15 protein-coding genes are annotated in these 22,729 nt (G+C 42.7%); all 15 read left to right on the plus strand.

Annotated features, from left to right (window positions below; genetic code table 11):
• The first annotated feature begins 2 nt into the window (after nt 1–2).
• The 15 genes from LC455_RS16760 to manA all read left to right on the plus strand — a co-directional run bounded on the left by LC455_RS16760 (nt 3) and on the right by manA (nt 22,558).
• On the plus strand, nt 3–1,322 hold the full coding sequence (locus tag LC455_RS16760; RefSeq protein ID WP_223592471.1) for a glycoside hydrolase family 125 protein: 1,320 nt from the start codon (nt 3–5) through the stop codon (nt 1,320–1,322).
• Between the two features lie 29 nt (nt 1,323–1,351).
• Nucleotides 1,352–1,963: a YesL family protein gene (locus LC455_RS16765; RefSeq protein ID WP_223592472.1), complete on the plus strand. Its 612-nt coding sequence runs from the start codon at nt 1,352–1,354 to the stop codon at nt 1,961–1,963.
• Between the two features lie 246 nt (nt 1,964–2,209).
• A complete protein-coding gene (locus tag LC455_RS16770) occupies nt 2,210–4,090 on the plus strand; it encodes a beta-N-acetylhexosaminidase (RefSeq protein ID WP_223592473.1) in 1,881 nt (626 codons plus the stop codon).
• Between the two features lie 26 nt (nt 4,091–4,116).
• The gene (locus tag LC455_RS16775; RefSeq protein ID WP_223592474.1) at nt 4,117–7,227 is read left to right on the plus strand and encodes an alpha-mannosidase; all 3,111 of its coding nucleotides are present in this window, start codon (nt 4,117–4,119) and stop codon (nt 7,225–7,227) included.
• Between the two features lie 272 nt (nt 7,228–7,499).
• A complete protein-coding gene (locus tag LC455_RS16780) occupies nt 7,500–8,429 on the plus strand; it encodes an ABC transporter permease (RefSeq protein ID WP_223592475.1) in 930 nt (309 codons plus the stop codon).
• A 147-nt stretch (nt 8,430–8,576) separates the two neighbouring features.
• Nucleotides 8,577–9,455, plus strand: coding sequence for a carbohydrate ABC transporter permease (locus tag LC455_RS16785; protein ID WP_440446410.1), 879 nt, complete (start codon nt 8,577–8,579; stop codon nt 9,453–9,455).
• Between the two features lie 23 nt (nt 9,456–9,478).
• Nucleotides 9,479–10,936: an ABC transporter substrate-binding protein gene (locus LC455_RS16790; protein WP_223592477.1), complete on the plus strand. Its 1,458-nt coding sequence runs from the start codon at nt 9,479–9,481 to the stop codon at nt 10,934–10,936.
• 125 nt (nt 10,937–11,061) lie between these two features.
• Nucleotides 11,062–12,864 carry a sensor histidine kinase gene (locus LC455_RS16795; RefSeq protein WP_223592478.1) on the plus strand — a complete coding sequence of 601 codons (1,803 nt, stop codon included), beginning with the start codon at nt 11,062–11,064 and terminating at the stop codon, nt 12,862–12,864.
• Nucleotides 12,857–14,365, plus strand: coding sequence for a response regulator transcription factor (locus LC455_RS16800; protein ID WP_223592479.1), 1,509 nt, complete (start codon nt 12,857–12,859; stop codon nt 14,363–14,365). The genes LC455_RS16795 and LC455_RS16800 overlap by 8 nt, the downstream gene beginning before the upstream one ends.
• Nucleotides 14,366–14,382: 17 nt before the next feature.
• A complete protein-coding gene (locus LC455_RS16805) occupies nt 14,383–15,795 on the plus strand; it encodes a glycoside hydrolase family 1 protein (protein WP_223592480.1) in 1,413 nt (470 codons plus the stop codon).
• Between the two features lie 46 nt (nt 15,796–15,841).
• Nucleotides 15,842–16,750, plus strand: coding sequence for an ROK family protein (locus LC455_RS16810; protein ID WP_223592481.1), 909 nt, complete (start codon nt 15,842–15,844; stop codon nt 16,748–16,750).
• Nucleotides 16,751–16,770: 20 nt separating this feature from the next.
• The gene (locus LC455_RS16815) at nt 16,771–17,658 is read left to right on the plus strand and encodes an ROK family protein (RefSeq protein WP_223592482.1); all 888 of its coding nucleotides are present in this window, start codon (nt 16,771–16,773) and stop codon (nt 17,656–17,658) included.
• Nucleotides 17,659–17,931: 273 nt separating this feature from the next.
• Nucleotides 17,932–19,686 carry an ABC transporter ATP-binding protein gene (locus LC455_RS16820; RefSeq protein WP_223592483.1) on the plus strand — a complete coding sequence of 585 codons (1,755 nt, stop codon included), beginning with the start codon at nt 17,932–17,934 and terminating at the stop codon, nt 19,684–19,686.
• 7 nt (nt 19,687–19,693) lie between these two features.
• Nucleotides 19,694–21,514, plus strand: coding sequence for an ABC transporter ATP-binding protein (locus tag LC455_RS16825; RefSeq protein WP_223592484.1), 1,821 nt, complete (start codon nt 19,694–19,696; stop codon nt 21,512–21,514).
• A 96-nt stretch (nt 21,515–21,610) separates the two neighbouring features.
• Nucleotides 21,611–22,558, plus strand: a complete 948-nt coding sequence (gene manA, locus LC455_RS16830; protein ID WP_223592742.1) for a mannose-6-phosphate isomerase, class I — start codon at nt 21,611–21,613, stop codon at nt 22,556–22,558.
• Nucleotides 22,559–22,729: the final 171 nt, after the last annotated feature.

Genomic DNA, 22,729 nt, shown 5'->3' on the forward strand with positions numbered 1-22,729 from the left:
AGATGACAGCAGTAATTCCAGGATCGATGCAAAAATTGATCCAACATGTGAAGGAATGTTTTCCTGGGGATGAAAAATTACACCAAATGTTTGAGCAATGCTTTGTCAATACGTATACCACGACGCTGAAAAAACTGGAAGATGGAAAAACTTTTGTCGTAACCGGTGACATTCCGGCGATGTGGTTAAGAGACTCAGCAGCACAAGTTCGCCCCTATTTGCTGGCTGCAGAGGAGGATGAGGAACTGGCCGAATTACTCGAAGGGGTGATCCGCCAGCAATTCGCTTTTATCTTACATGACCCGTATGCCAATGCGTTTAATGAAACGGAGAATGGAAGGGGGCATCAAACCGATCTTACCGAAATGACGCCCCATATTTGGGAACGAAAATACGAGATTGACTCCTTATGCTACCCGATCCAGCTTGCCTATTTTTTTTGGAAGTCAACCGGACGTACTGCGTATTTAAAAGAAACGTTCCAAGAAGTTTTGGAGACGATTATCCATGTTTGGAGGACGGAGCAGGATCATGAAAATAAGTCTCCTTACAGGTTTGAACGGGCCGATGTGCGCCTGTCCGATACCTTGATCCGCGAAGGAAAAGGAGGGCGTGTGGTTCCGACCGGAATGACGTGGAGCGCCTTCCGCCCAAGTGATGATGCCTGCACCTACGGATACCTGATCCCGGCGAATATGTTTGCCGTTGTCGTGTTAGGGTATGCGGCGGAAATGTGTGATGAGGTGCTAAAGGATTCTTCCTTAAAAGAAGAGTGCTTAAAGCTGCGTGAGGAAATCAGGCAGGGGATTGAACAATATGCGAAATTGGACCACCCGATCTACGGCGAGATGTATGTCTATGAAACCGATGGGGAAGGACGCGTAAATTTAATGGATGACGCCAATGTTCCAAGTTTGCTTGCAGCCCCGTATTTAGGGTACCAGCCATTTGATGATGCGACGTATCTCAATACACGAAAGTTCCTTTTGAGCAGGGATAATCCCTATTATTACGAGGGTAAATATGCCAATGGCATCGGCAGCCCACATACGCCGGATCACTATATTTGGCATATTGCCTTGGCTATCCAGGGGATGACCGCGGTAAGCGAAGCGGAAAAACAGCAAATTTTGGCTTATTTTAAAAACACCGATGGCGGTACGAATTTTATGCACGAAGGCTTTAACGCCGACTGTCCGGAGGAATTTACAAGAGATTGGTTCGCGTGGGCGAACACGATGTTCAGTGAATTCGTGCTGAGTTTAACCGGTAAAGCCGTAAAAGGAAGTCCGCTTTATCATCATTTGATGAACAATAACTAGTTAAAGTTCATTGGAAAGGGTGGTGCCGTATGAACAAAGGTTCATGGATGATCGTTGTTTGTGAATGGATATGGAGGGCAATCTCCGCAAATATATGCTGGATTGCCTTTACCGCCTTGGGACTCGGGGTATTTGGCTTTTTCCCGGCAACGGTTGCCCTGTTTACGATTGTCCGCAAATGGCTAAGAAAAGATACCGATGTACCTGTTTGGAAGACGTTTAAGCAAGTGTATTTGAAAGAATGGAAGAGAAGCAATGGAATAGGCCTTGTTTTTTACAGCATCGGCCTTTTTCTTTTTATCGATATCAGGATTACAGAGACCTTTATGTCGGGTGTTTTTGCCAGCTTTCTTTCGCTCATCCTTTACATCCTGTTGATCATCCTATTATTGGCAGTCGGCCATTTCTTTGCCGTCTATGTCCATTATGAGCTTTCCAGTAAGGAATATATCAAACAGTCCTTTCTTATCACCTTAACGGGGCTGCCTTCCACCATTTGGATTGGCGCCGGATTTCTTGTCATTGGCTACCTGATAAATCAGGTCCCCGGCCTTATCCCGTTTATTTCTGCGGTTGCTCCTGCTTATTGGATGATGAAGGTTTGTCTTAGCAGATTTGCTCGATTAGAAAGGGTCTGCTAGAGGTAAAATTGTTGCTATTTCCGATTCGCTGATAAACTTACGAAATCCGCCGATAAATGTCTTAGATTCGCTGATAAAACCAAAAATTCGCTGATAAAAGGTAAAAATCCGCCGATAAATCTATCAACTTGTTTTTTTGGTGTAAAAATACACTTAGATTTCGCGTTGTTGTATTTAAAAACAACAAAGTTTACGAAAAAAGTGCTAACCTGATCGGAATTCGGAGAAAAAACAGGGGGAATACAAGTGGAATTGTACTTAAAGGGGGACACATCTGCTATAGCAGATGGTCTTGAACTTGTTTCTAAACGATTAAAGATTCAACTTTCTACTGATGGGTATCCAATACAAGTGATAAATCAGCAAGGGCCGTTACGGATCGTGAATAAAAACGGCCAGGGAGAAATTTCATTCGAAAAGCCGGTTCATTTTTTCCGGGCGATCGGATTGTGGCTGGAGAATTTTCAAAAAAGTGGCGAATTCGATATCACCGAGAATCCACAGTTTAACATGAGTGGTGTGATGCTGGATGCATCTAGAAATGCGGTTCCCACAGTTGCGGACATCGAGAAGCTTCTGCAGCACATGGCGGTAATGGGATTAGACACCCTGATGCTTTATACGGAGGACACGTATGAGGTGAAGGAATATCCTTACTTTGGATATATGCGCGGAAGATATACATTTGAGGAGCTCAAAGCTAGTGATGAATATGCCGGGAAGCTCGGAATTGAAATGATCCCCTGCATTCAAACCTTGGGCCACTTGCGTGAAGCCCTGAAATGGAATTATGCCGCAGGCGTAAAAGACACAGATGATATATTACTCGTGGATGAGCCCAAAACGTATGAGTTTTTAGAGAGCTGTCTAAAAGCGGCCTCCAAGCCATTTCGGAGCAAACGGATTCATATTGGCATGGACGAGACGTTTCAGCTTGGACTAGGAAAATATTTGGCGAAGCATGGCTATGAGAACCATATCGATCTCATGAACCGGCATCTGCAAAAGGTAGTTTCCATTACCGATAAGCTGGGGTTAAAACCGATGATTTGGAGCGATATGTACTTTCCGTTGTTTGCAGAAAACAGCCCTTATAAGGATGAAAACGGCAGCATCCGCGAGGATATATTGGAAGGAATTCCGGATGTCGAGCTTGTTTATTGGAACTATTACCGAAAAGAACAAGAAGTGTATGAACGAGATTTTCAAAACCATAAGCTGCTCGGCTCCACGCCGATTTTTGCCGGCGGGGCTTGGACATGGAATGGATTGGCGCCGAATTATGGCAAGGCAATTGTGACAACAGAAGCCGCACTGGCCGCCTGTAAACAGGAAGGTATCGGCGAAATCTTTGTAACATTGTGGGGGGATAACGGAGCAGAAACGCCTTTTGCAACAGCTTACCCAATCATGCAATTATTTGCCGAGCACACTTATCAGAAGGAAGTGTCCATTGAAAAGGTGTCAGAGCGCTTTGCGTTTTGTGCTGACGGGCATTTTGCCGATTTTATGAATTTGAAATTATTGGATGAAACACCGGGTGTCATGAGGGATAACATGAATAGCTCGATGACTTCGAAAGTGCTGCTTTACCAAGATAGTTTAATAGGCTTATATGACGAGAATGTCCGCGGCCTTTCTTTAGGGGAGCACTATCAGCAGCTGATGCCCGTGCTTGAAAAAGCCAAACGGGAAAATCCAGCATGGGGATCCTTGTTTGATTTTTATGAACAGCTGGCAAGGGTGCTGGCTGACAAAGCGGAAATCGGCATCAAGATCCTAGCGGCGTATCAGAACAACGATTATGAACAAATGAAATCAATTCTACTTACTTTGGATCGAATCAAGAAGAATGTCGACCTTTTAAGGCAAAAGCACCGAGACATCTGGTTTGCAGCGTACAAACCATTTGGCTGGGAAGTAATCGATATTCGTTATGGCGGCGTCATTACCCGGATAGATTCCGTCAAATACCGGATTCAGGCGTGGCTCGAGGGAAGGATTCCCCGGATGGAAGAATTGGAAGAAAAACGGCTGCACCATGATGGGCCATGGGAAATCGTGGATGGGCTGGTTGGCGGTAATGTCTATCACCGGATCGTCACTGCAGGCAACTTTTCATTGTAAAAAACTAGTCATAATGAGGTGAAAACATGTTCTTAACGGAAAGGAAATTTGAAGAACGCATCAGGGAATTAGAGGGTTACCGGTACCGGGACCTTAAGGGAATTCATCAATTTTTCGCCCAGGAGGATGATGGTGCAATCGGTGCCTATCCACCTGCAGCGTATGATGAACAAAAGGTGATGAATATCGGCGACTACTGGAAAGGACGCGATCACTATATTTGGCTTCATGCCGACATCGATACTCATTTGCCATATGCCGATCAGCAGATTGTCGGTCTATTCTCGTTTGGAAAAACGGGCGGGGGCAATAATTCAGGTTTTGAGTCGCTTCTATTTGTCAATGGCAAACCCTATCAGGGTGTCGATTCCAACCATGAAGAAGTTCTCTTCGATAACCAAACGGCCAAAGGGCCGATGCGTTTGGATTTCAGGCTCTGGTCAGGACTTGAGGGTGGAGGAGTTCCGAGAGAAAATGAATTTAAACTGCAAACGGCCGCGATCGGCTGGCTGGATCGCCAGGTAGATAATCTCTATTACACCCTATTAGCTGCTTATGAAGTGATAAAAGAAACAAGTGAGTCCGACTCCGCCTATACCATTTTGAAAAAGTTGATTTCGGATGCCCTTTATTTGATTAATTGGACGGAGCCCGGCAGCTCAGAATTTTATCAGTCCTGTTATGCGGCTGAGGAAAGCCTTACGGAGGCGATTCAGTCCTTCACCAAAACATCAGACATTACGATCCATACTGTCGGCCATACCCATATTGATGTAGCTTGGCTTTGGCGGTTAAAAAATACACGTGAGAAGTCTGCTCGATCTTTTTCGACGGTCTTGCATTTAATGAAGCAATTCCCTGAATATTTATTCCTGCAGACACAGCCGCAGCTCTATGACTATATCAAAACGGATTATCCTGAGATTTACGCTCAAATAAAGGAAAGAGTGGCAGAGGGGAAATGGGAAGCTGGCGGCGCCATGTGGCTAGAATCGGATTGCAATATTCCAAGCGGCGAATCACTTGTCCGCCAAATCCTTCATGGGAAGAACTTTTTTAAAGAAGAGTTTGGTGTCGATTGCGAATACCTATGGCTTCCGGATGTGTTCGGCTACAGCTGGGCGCTGCCGCAGATTTTAACAAAATCAGGCATTAAAACAATGATGACGACCAAAATCAGCTGGAATCAGTATAACCGGATGCCGCACGATACTTTTTACTGGAAAGGAATCGATGGTACCGAAATTTTAACGCATTTTATTACGACGCCGGAGCCATGGAATTCTCCGGACTCTTGGTTCTATACGTATAATGGATATATTACCGCGAAAACGGTGAATGGCGCTTGGAAGGGCTACCGTGATAAAGAGTTATCGAAAGATTTGCTTCTTTCCTATGGATATGGTGATGGCGGCGGAGGTGTCAATCGGCATATGCTTGAAATGCGCCGCAGATTTGATGCGCTGCCAGGGATGCCGAAGGTAAAAACGTCGACAGCCGGGGAATTTTTTAACAAGCTTCACGAGAATGTTTCCGGATCGGATGGCTATATTCATAAATGGGATGGCGAGCTGTACCTTGAGTACCACCGGGGCACCTATACAAGCCAGGCGTTTATGAAGCAGATGAATCGAAAATTGGAGCTGCTATACCGACGGGCTGAATTCCTCACCTCATGGCTTTCCGAAAACGGCCAATGGCTGGGAACGGACGAGTTGAAAAATGGCTGGAAGATTATTTTGCGCAACCAATTCCATGATATTATTCCCGGCTCCTCCATCCATGAGGTTTATGAGGATGCCAAAGAAGAATACAAGGAAGCTCACGAGCTAGCCCGAAACGTGGAATCCCGTATCATTGAGCACGGAATCGAACAGGATGACCGCTCTGTCGTGCTCTTTCATGCGACTCACCATCAGGGCAAGAAAAATGTAGCTGTCCAGCAATTTGCTGATTTTGCCGGAGGGGTTTGGAAAAACAGCAAGGGAGAAGTCCTGACCCATCAAAAACGGGATAATGGCTGGCTGATTGAGGTCGACAACCTTCCTTCCTTTGGGGCCAAGACGTTATATTTTGAGCCGGCGGCAGCCGTTCAGGAAACGAAATCGAATTTCAGCTATCGGGACCGGAAATTGCAAACACCGTATTACCTTGTTGAATGGAATGAATTTGGCCAAATGACGTCCCTCTTTGATAAGGAAGCAGGCCGCGAGGTTCTCGCTGAGAATCAAAAGGGGAATATCCTGCAAATTTTCGAAGATAAGCCGCTTGCCCATGATGCTTGGGATATCGATCTCTTTTATCAAGAAAAAATGGAAGAAATCCGTGATTTAATCAGATTTGAAGTCGTGGAAAATGGGGAATTGACGCTTACGATTCTTGCCAAGTGGACATATCACCATTCTGAAATTTCCCAGCGTATTGTCTTTTATCAAAATGACCGCCGCATTGATTTTGAAACAACGGTGGACTGGCATGAAAAGAGAAAACTGCTGAAGGCCGCTTTCCCAGTGGATATCCGCGCCACCGAGGCCACTTATGATATTCAATATGGAAATGTGAAGCGCCCGACTCATTGGAATACAAGCTGGGATATGGCCAAATTTGAAACAGTCGGCCATCAGTGGGCCGATCTGTCAGAGCCAGACTATGGGGTAAGCTTACTGAACGATTCCAAATATGGCTACGACATTAAAGAAAATATCATGCGGATCACCTTATTAAAATCAGCGATTCATCCTGATCCACAAGCAGATCAGGGAATCCATTCGTTCGTATATTCGCTTTATCCGCATATCGGGGAATGGCGCATAGCGAAGACGGTGGAGACAGCATGGGATTTGAACGATCCTGTTGTGGCTTTCGAAGGGAAATGGGCAAAGGAAGAGTCTTTCCTCGAAATGGCTTCGGATCATGTTTGGATTGATGCCATTAAACCAGCCTATGATGGCAACGGGATCATTATCCGCCTTCATGAATATGAAGGACGCAGAGGCAAGGTTTCCCTCGATATTCTAAGAGGCATCACCTCATGGGTGGAGACCAATTTAATGGAAGAACCGATCGGAGCTGAATCTGCATCGCCGATTGAGGTTGAAATCAAACCGTATGAGATTAAGACTTTTAGAGTTTTATAGGACAAAAAAGAACCGACTAGACCGCTTCAGTCGGTTCTCTCATTTTAGTATGGCTGTGTTAATGATTATTGTTGATTTTTTACCCCTGTTGATTGGAGCGGAAAGCGAAGCGCCTGGAGTGGAAATCAACATCCCAGTTTAACAAAGCCAATTGTATTAAATTCTAAGATTTTTGCACTTAATCCTAAATTAGTCAACTATAATTAGGTCTCCTTTCCCTTTAAAATAAAGGTATGGAAGTGCTTACATAAAAATTCGGGGGGAGGAGAAATATGAAAAGGATATTAAGCGATCTCTATAAAAATCGAGTTTGGCTGCTTATGGTGTTACCAGGAACAATTTGGCTGCTATTATTTTCGTATTTGCCGATGTTTGGGCAAGTATTGGCCTTTAAAAAGTTCCGGATTGATCCCGATGGATTTTTTGCCAGCGTCATGAATAGTGAATGGGTTGGCTTTGATAACTTCAAATATTTATTCAGTACAAATGATGCATGGATCATTACTAGAAATACCATCCTCTACAATCTTGTCTTTATCGTATTAGGGCTGGTAACGGCGGTAGCAACAGCTGTCTTGCTTAGTGAGTTAATCAATAAGAGGCTGTCTAAGGTTTACCAAACTTCTATCTTGTTCCCGCATTTTATTTCATGGGTTATCGGCAGTTACTTTGTCTTCACTTTCTTAAGTACGGAACACGGTTTGTTAAATCATATTCTTAGCTGGTTCCATGTTGACCCTGTTTCGTGGTATAGCGAGTCGAAATATTGGCCGTTTATTCTCGTATTCATGAGCATGTGGAAAGGTGTAGGATACGGAAGTATTGTTTATTTAGCCTCTATCGTCGGAATTGACCGGACGTATTATGAGGCAGCGATGATTGATGGCGCTTCAAAATGGAAGCAGATTAAACATGTTACCCTGCCAATGCTTAAGCCATTAATGATTATCCTGACCATCATGAATATTGGCCGGATATTCAACTCGGATTTCGGATTGTTTTATCAAGTGCCAAGAGATTCGGGAGCTTTATATGGAGTCACAAATGTAATTGATACATTCGTATACCGTGGTCTTATGAATCTGGGGGATATCGGCATGAGTACGGCAGCAGGTCTATATCAGTCGGCTGTTGGATTTATCCTCGTTATCATTACCAACTACATTGTCCGTAAAGTGGATGAGGAAAGTGCCTTGTTTTAATGTTCATTTCTTTACGAAGGGAGGAAAAGTCGCCCGGCGGCTAAGGATATGCCAAAACTAGAACAAACCCAATCAACGCTGCTTATTTCAAAACCAGTAGAAGAAATTAAAAGGGGTAAGGTTAAGAAGTATCGGGACCCCCAACATATGCATCCGGCTGCAAATGCTATTATTAGTGTACTGCTTGGGATTCTCGCATTTACGTGTGTCTTTCCTTTTATCTATGTCATTATCATTTCGTTTACAAGTGAAGAAAGTATTGTCAGGAACGGTTTTCAACTGATCCCGAAGGAATGGAGCCTGGATGCTTATCATTATCTCTGGGGTATGAAGGAGTCCTTTTTCCGCTCCTATGGTGTGACGATTTTTATTACCATTATCGGTACCTTGATCAGTGTGTTCATGATTACCTTTTATGCCTACGCGATTTCAAGACCGCAATTTAAGTATCGAAGATTTTTTACCTTCTTGGCATTCTTTACCATGCTATTCAGCGGCGGGCTGGTGCCGACTTACATTGTTGTCACCCAGTTTCTGCATTTGAAAAATTCCGTTTGGGCACTAATCCTGCCCCTTGCGATGAATGCGTTTTACATTATCATCATGAGAACCTTCTTCTTAAAGTCTGTTTCTGAATCGATTTTGGAATCGGCCAGAATCGATGGGGCAAGTGAATGGAGAATCTTCTTCCAAATCATCTTCCCGCTTTCCTTACCGGGAATTGCCACGATCGCCTTGTTTAGTACACTGGGTTATTGGAATGACTGGTTTACAGCCTTGCTTTATATTGATAACCCCAATCTGGTGCCGCTTCAAGCTTTACTCATGAAAATTGAAGCAAATCTTGAATTTATGAGAAAAAATATGGATGTCGCTCTCATGCAGAAAAGTTTATTTGATACGATTCCGCAAGAATCAGCCAAAATGGCTATGGTTGTAATCGCCACCCTGCCGATAGCAGTCTCGTACCCGTTCTTCCAAAAGTACTTTATTAGCGGACTGACGATTGGCGGCGTTAAAGAATAATCAATAGAAAGAGGAGAAGAGGAATGAAGAAAAAGAAGTTAGGCATTATTCTCGCATCCGTTCTGGCAGCTGGAACCCTTCTATCTGCCTGCACAAGCAAAGACAGTGCCACATCAGAAAAAAGCGGTAAAAATGGCGAACCTTATGAAATTAAATGGTACACCATTGGAACCCCGCAAAAAGATACTGAAAAAGTCTTTGCAGAAGTCAACAAGTACACAAAGAAAAAAATCAATGCCACAGTAAAAATGACCCAAATTGATTGGGGTGATTGGGATCAAAAATCACAGGTGATGATCAATTCAGGGGAACCCTTTGATATTATCTTTACAAATGGAACCTCTTACGTTCAAAATGCCCAAAAAGGTGCATTTAAGGACCTAGACGATATGTTAGGAAAAGAAGGCAAAGAGCTTAAAGAGACACTTAATCCGGCCCTGTTAGAAGGAATTAAGGTTAATGGAAAAATTTATGGCGTTCCTACTAATAAAGAGGCAGCAAGACAATCGGTTTATACCTTTAATAAACGCCTTGTAGACAAATACCACTTTGATCTTTCAAAAGTAAAAACCTTGGAAGACCTTGAACCGATGCTAAAAACGATTAAAGAGAATGAACCTGGCGTCACTCCAATGGCTACATTTAAAGCCTATCTGCCATACGATTATATCTTTAATAATGAAATGCCATTTGCCTTTGCTATGGAAGGCGATAGAGACCATGTAATTAACCAATTTGAAACTGATTTAACCATGAAAACCTATAAAACCATGCATCAATATTATAAGGCTGGATTTCTTAAAGAAGATGCAGCGACAAGTAAAGACAGCTGGCCGATGGATGTAGAAAACTGGTTTGTCCGTATGGGTGATTCTCAGCCATATGCTGATTTATTGTGGTCTCGCTCTGCTAAGTATGATGTTGTTTCCGTTCCGGCTGAAGATCCGATTACGATTAATGATTCTGTATCCGGTTCCATTCAAGCCATCTCAGCAACTTCCAAGAATCCTGAGAAAGCAATGGAATTCCTGACACTGCTTAACACTGATCCATACCTCCGTAACCTTGTTGACAAAGGGATTGAAGGTGTTCATTACGAAAAGAATGACGATGGAACGATTAAAGACCTTCCGGCACGTGTAGATCGTTATAATGTACCGTCTTATTCACTTGGAAACTTCTTCATTTTGGATTTGTATGAAAATGACCCTAAAGATAAATGGGATAAATTCGCAGAGTTTAACAAATCTGCAAAAACAGCGCCAACACTTGGTTTTCATTTTAACAGCGACCCAGTAAGATCTGAGCTTGCATCGATTACGAATATTTCAAAAGAATTCTATCCGGCATTGGCAACAGGCTCTGTTGACCCAGAAGAGTACTTGCCAAAATATAATAAGAAGTTAAAAGAAGCTGGAATTGACAAAGTCTTAAAAGAAATTCAAAAGCAATTTGACGAGTGGAAGAGCAAGCAAAAATAATAACAAAAAAGTCAAGCTGGGTGGAAAATCTCAGCTTGATTTTATTTGAAACCGTGCAGGGTGTTGCGGATTCGTAACCAGTGGTAGACTAGAAAAAAAAATAAATATAATTTGAGGACATCAAAATGGAATTAAGAAGAAAAGGACGTTTTACTCAAAAGATATTTAACAAACTATTCTTGGCATCATCTATCACTATTATTGTAACCATCATTGTTTTAATCGTTACGATTACTAACTATTACTCCGAAGTTATTATTCAAAAAGAAGTGAACGTCAATACCAGAACGATGGAACGGGTGGAGGATTACTTTTCCGCTAAAGATGCAGATATTAATCGATCTAAAAGGGATTTTTATGTTAAAGGGGATGTCATTGACGATATTTCTTTTGCCCTTCAAAACGGATATGCGAAATATTTGGAATACCGCCTCGATAAATTTTCTGAGGCAAAGTCATTTGTACCAAATAATATTGATACGTATTTCAATGCCTATTTCGGTCAAGATAGCGATATTAATGCGATCAGTTTACGTTCGTTAGAAACCCCCTCTGTAGAATACCTGCTGATTTATCAATATTTACGATGGAATAAAAGCATCATCGATCATTCCATGTATGCGGGCGAGCCCCTTCTTTCAGAAGGGATTCCTAGGTTTGGCGGGGATGGTATTCCAAGAGTCAGGCAACTAACAGATACCTTTACCAAAAAGATTGTCGTTAACAATCCAGTGACCTTGAAAAAAATAGGTGAGATTACTATTTTTTATTCTACTAATCGTCTAGACAAAATGGTCAAAAAGCGCGATGGAGTGCCTGCTTCCTTTTTTATCATGGATGCTGAAGGCAAAATCATCTATTCCGTAAATAAGGGTGATGTTCCCTTAGATATGATCAAACAGATAAAGCCTGAAACAAATGAGAAAAAAATAAAGTGGAAGAATGACCATTTTTATATAAGTACCATTGCGAACCAGGGGGATTATACGTATGTCAGTGCTATTCCCGATAGAGGGTGGCAAAAGCTGACGATTGTTAGGGGAACCATGTGGGGAGTTATTATATTCTTCATCATTATTTCCATTTTAATTTCATATTCCTTTACTCGAAATTATTCAAGGCGTATTAATAAGATTGTTTCGATTATTCGACAGGTTGAGAATGGAAATCTGGATGCCAGGATACCAGAATCCAAACATGAAGATGAATTATCAAGGATTGCCGTCAATATCAATTCGATGTTAGATGAATTGAATAATTATATTGAACAATTTTACCTATTAAATTTAAAGCAGCAGCAAGCGGAATTGAAAGCGCTTCAGGCACAAATCGATCCTCATTTTTTATTTAATACGTTAGAGGCAATACGGATGGTAGCTGTCGTAGAGGGTTCTAAAACTTCAAGTAAAATGATTTTCCATTTATCAAAGCTATTCCGCTACTCGCTAGAGTCAAAAGACACGGTGCCTTTATATACAGAAATTGAATATGTAAATCAGTATTTAAAATTAATGCAATTTAAATTCCCAAACAAATTACAGGTTGATATTGATATACCTAGTGATGTGGATCAAACACCCGTGCAAAAGCTCATTTTGCAGCCAATCATTGAAAATTATTTTGTTCATGGTTTTAGAAAGGACCGTTCTGACAATGAGTTACACATTCGTGCTAATCAGCTTGGGGAAACGTTGGAAATTACAGTGGAGGATAATGGTAAGGGGATAACGGAGGAGGATCTTGCAATGATTGTCCAGCATCTTAATTGTGAAGAGGGAGATGAAATGGATTCAATTGGATTAAGAAATATCCATCAACGTTTAAAACTGAAATACGGGGACACCTTCGGCATTTCTGTGAAAAGTATCAAAGATAAAGGAACGATTGTGATACTTTCTATTCCAGTAAGAGGGAACAGCCATGTATAAGGTGCTTCTTGTCGATGACGAACCGTTAATAACGATAGGTCTTCAAGCTCTTCTGGATTGGGAGGACTATGGGTTTGAAATTGTATCGCGTGCCGAGAGCGGAGAAGAGGCGCTTGCTTATCTTAAAGAACATCCAGTCGACGTGGTTATTACGGATATATTAATGGGAGAAATGTCCGGTTTAGACTTAATTGAAGAAGTGAAAGAAATCCAGCCGAAGGTGAAATGTATTATTTTAACTGGTTACCAAGAGTTCGAGTATATTAAGCAAGGTCTGTTATTAGGAATCGAAAACTATTTAGTCAAACCTGTGGATGAGGAAGAATTATTAACGACCATTCAAAATGTAGGCCGGAAAATGAATGCAGTGTCAGGAGGTAATCAGGCACAGGAACCGTCAACCCTATTGGATAATACCTTATGGCGGTTTTTAAATGGCGAGATTGAGAAGAATGACTGTCTGGAAAGATTGTCATTATATGATATCCAGTTTACTCAGCCGTATTATGCTGTCTCTATTTTAAGCTTTGAAAACTATTACAGGGTTGAAGTTGTAAAGGAAATTAGAGGCTTTATTGAGGATCATTTCTCAGCTGTTTGTTTATTTAGTCCAAATCAAGACCTGGTCATTATTTTGGGGAGCGAAACGGAAGAGGAATTATATCGATTTAACCAAGGCCTGGTTGAGCATTTAAAAGATGAAAAAAGCGGGGCCGGTTTATTCTATTTAGCGATGGGAAAGCCAGTAAAAACGGTAGACGAATTAGAAGACAGTTTTATGATGGCAAGGGAATTTAGCTTATTGCAGCTTTATTCATCCCCAAATGTGCTTATTTCCGAACATTTGACAATTGATAAGCATGAGGAATTAAAAAAACAGCAAGAATTTAAAGAAACGATTGTAAAGCAGCTATTGAAAGTAGAGGGAGAAGTTTTACAACGGATTGAATCATTTTTTCAGGATCTCACCAAGAATTCCAGATTTATCTCCCCGCAAGCTGCCAGAAAATATATCTTCGATTTACTTTCGTATATCCATTATTCGTTGCAGCCGAACGATCTCTCCTATCATACAGCTGCAATCGAAAGAATAGTGTATAGCTCTGATATTGACGAGATGAAAGCCATTTTGAAGGAATATTGCCAGGAATTAATTTTTTCGATCCACAAACAAGTCAATAATCGAAGTCCGATTGTCCAAAATGTCCTTGATTATATCCATGCCCACTATGATGAAGGAATTTCGTTAAAAACTTTGGGCCAGCAGTTTCATGTCAATGCCATCTATTTGGGACAATTATTTCAAAAAGAAGTAGGGGCGGTTTTTTCGGAGTACCTAAACCGATACCGCTTGGAAAAGGCAAAGGAACTCCTCAAAACCACCCATTACCGTGCAGGTGAAATTGGCAAAAAGGTCGGGTATTCGGATACGGCTTATTTCTATAAACAGTTCAAAAAAAGTGTCGGAACCACACCGAGCGAATGGAGAAAAATTAAATAAAAAGATGGAGATGAACAATGGAAATTAGTTTGCATGAACATAACCTTACCTATCGTTTCCCAAAAAACTTTTGGTGGGGAAGTGCCGCATCAGGTCCGCAAACGGAAGGCGCAGCGCTGATGGACGGAAGAAAGCAAAGTATCTGGGATTATTGGTACAGCATGGAGCCAGTTTGTTTTCATAATGGGGTTGGCCCGGAACATACTTCGGATTTCTATCATCGGTTTAAAGAAGATATCCAGCTGATGAAAGAAACAGGACATAACTCCTTTCGGACCTCGATTCAATGGTCACGTTTAATTCCGGATGGAACCGGTAAAGTAAATGAGAAGGCCGTTGCCTTTTACAACCAGGTCATTGATGAATTGATTGCTAATGACATCGAACCATTTATGAATTTATACCATTTTGATATGCCGATGTGCATGCAGGAAAAAGGCGGATGGGAAAGCCGGGAAGTCATCGATGCCTATGTGAATTATGCGGAGACCTGCTTTCGCTTATTTGGCGGACGTGTGAAATATTGGTTTACCTTTAACGAACCGATCGTCCCGGTTGAGGCAGGGTATTTATATAATTGGCATTATCCTAATGTAACAGATTTCAAACGGGGTGCAACGGTTGCCCACCATACCATTGTGGCCCATGCGAAGGCAGTAGAGGCCTTTAAAAAATTAAAGGTTGACGGGAAAATTGGCATCATCCTAAATCTCACACCATCTTATCCGCGAAGTCAGGATGCTGAAGATGTAAAGGCTGCCCATATTTCTGATTTATTCTTTAATCGCAGCTTCCTTGATCCGGTCACAAAGGGGGAATATCCTCGTGACTTGGTTGATATTTTAAAAGAAAGAGACCTGCTTCCAGCCGTGGAGGCCGGTGATTTGGAAGTGATTAGGGATAATCCCATTGATCTTTTAGGCGTGAACTACTACCAGCCGCGCCGTGTCAAATCGAAAGAGAAGCCTGAGCCGGAGAATGCTCCGTTTATGCCTGAACATCTCTTTGATCCGTATATCATGCCAGGACGGAAAATCAATCCGCACCGCAGCTGGGAAATCTGCGAGGAAGTTATCTATGATATTATGATTGACCTCCGTGACAACTATAGTAATCTGCCATTCTTTATTTCGGAAAATGGAATGGGGGTTGAAGGGGAAGAAAAGTTCCGCAATGTGGAAGGGTTCATTGAGGATGATTATCGGATTGAATTTATCCAGGAACACTTAAAATGGGTGCATAAAGCGCTTGAAGAGGGAGCGAATTGCTTGGGATATCACCTATGGACTTTCATGGATAACTGGTCATGGACGAACGCTTATAAGAACCGATATGGATTAGTGGAAGTAGATTTGAAGAACCAATTATCTCGAACGGTTAAAAAATCAGGGAAATGGTATAAACAGTTGTCCGAAAACAATGGGTTTTAACCATTAGATGGGCAGAGGACGAAAATGATTAAAAAAGGTGAGTCGGATGAAAGCATACATGGTATTCGATATGGGCGGCACCTATATAAAATATGCTGTTATGGATCAAGAAGGAAAGATATTAGAAAGTGGGAAGTTTCCAACTCCTTGTGAAGGATTAGACAGTTTCTTGCAGAAACTTAGTCAGGTTACAAAAGAGTATTCGAATTTATTTCAACTGCAAGGAATTGCTTTAAGCTCACCCGGTGCTGTAGATGTCAAAACAGGGTTTATTGGCGGTGCCAGTGCGATTCCGTATATACATGGAGTTCATATGACTGACCTCATAAGAGAACGAACGGGTCTTTTCGTATCGATTGAAAATGATGCCAATTGCGCTGCTTTGGCGGAAGGATGGTTAGGTGCAGCAAAAGGCACGGAATACTATATTTGTATTGTCATAGGTACCGGAATTGGCGGCAGTATCGTCATGAACCAATCGATCTTACGAGGGGCTTCTCTTCACGGCGGGGAGTTCGGTTACATGATCATGGGGGCACAGTCTAAAAATCCGCTTGATCAAACCTGGAGCAAGACTGCTTCGACCTATGCGTTAGTAGAGGAGGTTGCCAGGAGAAAGTCACTGGCAAAAGGAACGTTGAACGGTGAACAAGTATTTCTTCTTGCCGATGAAGGCGACACGATTGCCAAAGAGTGTGTTGCAGAATTTTATAAACGGCTCGCCATCGGAATTTATAATTTAAAATATGCCTTGGACCCACATAAAATCCTCATTGGCGGCGGAATTAGCAAGCGGCCAGAAGTGATTGACGGGATCAATCGTGAATTGAAGAGGTTAAGGGATGACATTTCTACGTTAGATATTGAAGTCGAAGCGTGTCAATTTGGTAATGATGCCAACTTAATCGGGGCATTGTTTCATTTCCTGAAGCTCGAAGGCCGGTTTGAAGAATAATAGATTAGGAGGAGTCGCGAATGCTTGGTGCGATTGAAGCGGGCGGAACAAAATTTGTTTGTGCCGTTGGAGACGAAAAAGGAACGATTGTGGACCGGTTTCAAATCCCTACCATTACCCCGAATGAAACCATTCCAAAGGTTATTGAATTTTTTAAAAAATATCCAATCGAAGCCATCGGGATTGGATCGTTTGGTCCGATTGATGTTAACCGGGAAAGTCCCACATACGGGCACATCACGTCTACACCAAAACCAGGATGGGAGGATTATCCCTTTGTGCAAGGGTTTGAGGATGAATTTGGGGTTCCCATCGGATTTAATACGGATGTGAATGCCGCTGCGTTAGGCGAGGCAACTTTTGGTGCAGCCAAAGGGCTGGATAGCTGCTTGTATATAACGGTTGGAACAGGAATTGGAGCAGGAGCGCTCGTTCAGGGGCATATGCTTCAAGGGCATTCTCATCCGGAAATGGGGCATATTTTGGTTAGGCGTCATCCCGAGGATCCCTATCAGGGGCGGTGCCCGTACCACGGTGACTGTCTGGAAGGATTGGCGGCCGGTCCCGCCATTGAAGGGCGCTGGGGACAAAAGGGTATTGAGTTAGTGGACAGGAATGAAGTATGGGAATTAGAAGGCTACTATATCGCCCAGGCCCTGATGCAATATATTTTGATTCTTTCACCGAAAAAGATTATCCTGGGCGGCGGCGTGATGAACCAGAAACAGGTATTCCCTTCTATCAATCAGCAGTTGGAGGAGTTTCTGCGTGATTATGTTTCATTGCCGGAGCTGTCAGAATATATTGTAAGCCCTGGTTTAGGCAACGATTCCGGGATTACAGGGGCGCTTTTGCTGGCCGATCAGGCATTGACTGAGAGCAATAAACAATACAATAAACAATACTAATAGAAGAAACGTGCCACCTTGAAGGGTGGTACGTTTTTTTGTGGGCAAAAGACTTTAGTTTAGCCAATAAACCTATGTTTTTGCCAATAGGATGGAGGGGATCGCACTGCTAAAATAATGGAAAGGCTTACATGGGGCCGGTTTATGGCATTAAAAGAGGTGAAGTTTATCAAAAAATTAGACAACTCAATTTAACGATTTTCGAAATATTTCTAACTTAAATCTATATAAATGTAAGGTATGTAAATTTATAGGTTGCATAAGGAGGAAAAAATGTTCGTTTTTAAAAAGTTAAAGTCGTTTTATCTTCCTTTTAAAAAGGATTTTATCTGGTCACTGCTCTTTATGCTGATTGTTGCAGCAATTACCGTCATCTATCCTGTCATTTTGCAGGTAACCATTGATGACGTCGTGCTTGGGCGGCAGTATGACTGGGTCCCGTGGATTGCCTTGGGGTTTATCGTGGTTATGGGGATAAAAGCCTTCTCTACTTTCATCCAGCATTATTTGGCGGATATGTTCGGCATTAAATCCGTGTATTTGCTCCGAAATGCCCTATATGAAAAGCTGCAGCGGCTATCATTCAGTTATTACGATAACGCAAAGACAGGGGATCTGATGTCGCGTTTGACCGCGGATGTGGAAGGTTTTCGTTTTTTTGTATCCTTCGGCTTTAGCGAGGTCCTTCGCTTTGTCATAGTCGTGGGTACCAGCCTTTGTGTGATGTTCTATTATTCCGTTTCTCTGACTCTGGTCACGATGATGTCACTGCCTTTTTTAAGTGTGGTGGTTTATAGGTTCGATAGAGCCGTCCATCCGGCGTTCCGCGGGATTCGTGAATCGTTCGGGCGCTTAAATACCATGGTGCAGGAAAATATTAACGGGATCCATACGGTTAAAGCCCTGTCAAAAGAGAAGGAGGAAACGAAGCGCTTTAACTCCTCCAATCAGGAGTACAGGACCAAGCAGCTGGCTACGGCAGGGGTATGGTCGAAATATTTTCCGCTGATGGAGCTGATCGGTAATATTTCCGTTGTCGCCTTACTGGCCTATGGCGGATTTCAAGTGATCAGTGGAGCCTTAAAGCCAGGGGAGCTTGTCGCCTTCTACAGTTTGGTTTGGTATATTATTTGGCCGATCATGAACCTGGGATTCACCATCAATATGTTCTCACAGGCAAAAGCTTCCGGGGAGAGGCTTCTTGAAGTACTGGAAGCAGATGAAACGATTATGGATGGCGATGACATTAGGAATACCGGCCGAATGGAAGGGAAGGTGAACTTCGATCAGGTCACGTTCCACTATCAAACGGAAGAGGCGGCCGCACTCAAGGAAATCACTTTTTCTGCGCCTCCAGGAACAACTATCGGGATTATTGGCGCAACAGGTTCTGGAAAAACCAGCATAATTCAGCTTCTGTCCCGTTTTTATGAACCGACGGCAGGAAGGATTGTGATTGATAATCGTCCTATTCAGGAATATGGGTTGAAAATGCTGCGTTCGCAAATTGGCGTTGTCTTACAGGAAACCTTTCTGTTTTCATCCACCATCAAGGCAAATATCGCTTACGGAAAGCCAGATGCGGCGATGGAGGAAATTATCGATGCGGCCAAACGGGCACAGGCTCATGATTTTATTATGGAGCTGCCTGATGGATACGACACGAAGCTGGGAGAACGGGGAATGGGGCTCTCCGGGGGGCAAAAACAACGGATTGCGATTGCACGAGCCATCTGCATGAATCCGGCGATTCTCATTTTAGATGATTCCACAAGTGCAGTCGATATGGAAACCGAATTTCATATTCAAAAGGCCCTCCGAGAGGTCATGAAGGGGAGAACGACGTTTATTATTGCCCATCGTATTTCATCGCTTAAGCATGCCGATGAAATTTTAGTGCTGGATCAGGGAAGAATCATCGAACGTGGCACACACGAACAGCTGCTCTCCCATGATGGAGCGTACCGGCGAATCTACAACATCCAATATCAGGATCAGGCAGTGATTATGCAAAAGGCGGGAGGATAAGTGAAACATGGAAGAAAAACGAAGGAAACAACTCATCCTCGAGCGGTTTCATTACTCTCAGGATCAAGTGATTGATAAATCGTTTAACTGGCAACAGATGTGGCGCTTGCTGAAATACTTAAAGCCCTATACAAAAAATTTATTGCCCCTTTCGTTTTTGACTGTGATCATTTCGACAGCCATCCGGTTAATCATCCCGATTTTAATTGGTGTCTATACCCTAGACAAGGCGATTGTTGAAAAAGATACAACCTTATTGCTCCAGCTGATTTTCATCATTTCAGGGTTGTATGTTTTATCCTATTTTATCAATTTGCTAAGAATCCGCTGGATGAATAAGCTGGGGCAAAATGTCATTTATGATTTGCGGCAGCATTTGTTTACACATGTACAGTCCTTATCACACAGGTTCTTCGACCAGCGTTCGGCCGGGTCGATTCTTGTGCGGATTATGAATGATATTAATTCCCTGCAGGAGTTGTTTACAAGTGGTGTTATTAATCTATTAACCGATTTTCTCCTATTGCTGTCGGTCATTATTATCCTATTTTCTTTGAATGTAAAATTAACGATTGCGATTATGGTGATTTTGCCAATCATGTTTTTCATCTCCACCAGCCTGCGAAAAAAAATCCGGCTGCAGTGGCAATCAGTTCGACTCGTCCAGTCGAAGCTCAATTCCCATTTAAATGAAAGCATTCAAGGCATCCGCGTCACGCAGGCCTTTACTCAAGAAAAAGAAAACATTCAATTTTTTAAGGGAGTCAACCAGGAAAACTTTGAAACTTGGAAACAAGCAGTCCATAAAAATGCCATGTTTGGACCGTTTGTCGAGATCACCAACGCTTTCGGGACGGCCATTCTCATCTGGTGCGGGGCTTTTCTTGTTTCGGGAGGTGAAAGTACAATCGGGGAATTTGTCTCCTTTGCCTTTTATTTAGGGATGTTCTGGGAGCCGATTTCACGTCTGGGCCAGCTCTATAATCAGCTGCTGATTGGGATGGCATCCTCGGAGCGGATCTTTGAGTTTTTAGATGAAAGGCCGGTTGTGTCAGAGGCTTCCAAACCTATGATTCTCTCTTCTATTAAAGGGCAGATTGATTTTGAAAATGTGGAATTTTCCTATGATACATCAAGGAAGGCGTTAAACGGTATTTCTTTTTCGATAAAAGCGGGAGAGACGGTTGCGCTTGTTGGCCATACGGGCTCCGGGAAGACGACCATTGCCAACTTGGTCAGCCGCTTCTATGATGCTACCTCAGGTGTTGTCAAAATCGATGGCCATCCCATTCACGAATTGTCGATTGCGGGCCTCCGTTCGCAAATAGGCGTGGTCCTGCAGGACACGTTTATCTTTTCAGGAACGATTATGGAAAATATTCGTTTTGGAAATCCGAAAGCCAGTGACGAGGAAGTGATCGCTGCCGCGAAGGTAGTAGGAGCCGATTCGTTTATTAACCAGCTTGCGAATGGCTATCAAACGGAGGTGGAAGAGCGTGGCAATATCTTGTCGGTGGGTGAGCGCCAGCTCCTTTCTTTCGCTAGGGCCCTTCTCGCTGGGCCGAAAATTCTCATTTTGGATGAAGCCACCGCAAGTATTGACACGGAATCAGAGGTCAAGATTCAAAAGGCATTAAGGACGTTATTAAAAGGAAGAACAGCGATTATGATTGCCCACAGGTTATCAACAATCCGGGAAGCCGACAACATCTTGGTGCTTGATCACGGAAATATCCTGGAGCAGGGAAACCATGAAACTCTCATGGCTAAACAAGGAATCTATTATGAACTAGTGAAAGCCCAATACAAAATGCTTGACCATGGGTGACCATGAGTGGGTGAGCCATGGGGACGGTTCTTGCGGCTTTTCGGAGCCGGGAGAACCGTCCCCGTGGTGTCTAATTTACATCATTAGGAGGAAGCTATTTTGGAGCCATTATTATTAAAACCTGTTTTTAAAGAGAGAATTTGGGGCGGAACGGCATTACAAAAGGAATTTGGATATGAAATTTCATCAGAACTAACAGGAGAATGCTGGGCTATTTCCGCTCATCCAAACGGCCCTTCGGTTATCGAAAACGGACCATATGCCGGCATGACCTTGGACAATCTATGGAGTGAGCATCCTGAGATATTTGGAAGTCCAAAGAAAGAGGTTTTTCCGCTTCTTACTAAGATCTTGGATGCCAATATGGATTTATCCGTGCAGGTTCATCCCGATGATGCCTATGCCAAGGTAAATGAAAACGGTGAACTTGGAAAGACAGAATGCTGGTATATCATCGACTGCAAAGAAGAGGCAGATATGATCTTTGGGCATAACGCCCAATCAAAGGAAGAACTAATCCAGCAGATTAATGAGGGGAAATGGAACGACCTGTTGCGCCGCGTTAAAATCAAGCCGGGTGACTTTTTCTATGTCCCAAGTGGTACAATCCATGCTTTGTGTGAAGGAACGCTGGTGTTGGAAACACAGCAGAGTTCTGATACTACCTATCGGGTTTATGATTTTGATCGTAAGGATGCGGAAGGGAACCTGCGCGATTTGCATTTGGAAAAGGCGATTGAGGTAACGACAGTGCCTCATCAAGATGCAATGAGCTCGCCGCGAGTGGAGGAAGTCGAAAATGCCAAGGTTACGACTTTTGTGGAATCGGAGTTTTTCTCTGTTTATAAATGGGATATCCACGGGAAAGTTTCCTTTTCATTTGATGAGCAATACTTGCTTTTCAGTGTGATTAAGGGCCAGGGATCACTCGTCCGTAATGGTGAAAAATATGAATTAGGGAAGGGAACCCATTTTATTATTCCTGTTGGCTTCGGGGAGTTTGAAATAGATGGAGAATGCGAGATTATTGTTTCGCATACCTAATTTTTAAAATCAAAGGGACGGTTCTTGTGGCTGACACACTCCTCGTCAAAAACTTTTAGAACCGTCCCTATGGCATTTCATAGGTATTCTCTCCTCAAAATTTGGATTTTTCATAATAAACAATACATTTTACATATTCTAATTTTATATTTTTTATTCTATAATTATAGG

The sequence above is a fragment of the Neobacillus bataviensis genome, from assembly GCF_019969725.1.

Bases quoted from the DNA above. Each gene is read 5' to 3' on its own strand.
- LC455_RS16760 (WP_223592471.1), top strand. From the start codon at position 3: ATGACAGCAGTAATTCCAGGATCGATGCAAAAATTGATCCAACATGTG.
- LC455_RS16765 (WP_223592472.1), top strand. From the start codon at position 1,352: ATGAACAAAGGTTCATGGATGATCGTTGTTTGTGAATGGATATGGAGG.
- LC455_RS16775 (WP_223592474.1), top strand. From the start codon at position 4,117: ATGTTCTTAACGGAAAGGAAATTTGAAGAACGCATCAGGGAATTAGAG.
- LC455_RS16780 (WP_223592475.1), top strand. From the start codon at position 7,500: ATGAAAAGGATATTAAGCGATCTCTATAAAAATCGAGTTTGGCTGCTT.
- LC455_RS16785 (WP_440446410.1), top strand. From the start codon at position 8,577: ATGCATCCGGCTGCAAATGCTATTATTAGTGTACTGCTTGGGATTCTC.
- LC455_RS16790 (WP_223592477.1), top strand. From the start codon at position 9,479: ATGAAGAAAAAGAAGTTAGGCATTATTCTCGCATCCGTTCTGGCAGCT.
- LC455_RS16795 (WP_223592478.1), top strand. From the start codon at position 11,062: ATGGAATTAAGAAGAAAAGGACGTTTTACTCAAAAGATATTTAACAAA.
- LC455_RS16800 (WP_223592479.1), top strand. From the start codon at position 12,857: ATGTATAAGGTGCTTCTTGTCGATGACGAACCGTTAATAACGATAGGT.
- LC455_RS16805 (WP_223592480.1), top strand. From the start codon at position 14,383: ATGGAAATTAGTTTGCATGAACATAACCTTACCTATCGTTTCCCAAAA.
- LC455_RS16810 (WP_223592481.1), top strand. From the start codon at position 15,842: ATGAAAGCATACATGGTATTCGATATGGGCGGCACCTATATAAAATAT.
- LC455_RS16815 (WP_223592482.1), top strand. From the start codon at position 16,771: ATGCTTGGTGCGATTGAAGCGGGCGGAACAAAATTTGTTTGTGCCGTT.
- LC455_RS16820 (WP_223592483.1), top strand. From the start codon at position 17,932: ATGTTCGTTTTTAAAAAGTTAAAGTCGTTTTATCTTCCTTTTAAAAAG.
- LC455_RS16825 (WP_223592484.1), top strand. From the start codon at position 19,694: ATGGAAGAAAAACGAAGGAAACAACTCATCCTCGAGCGGTTTCATTAC.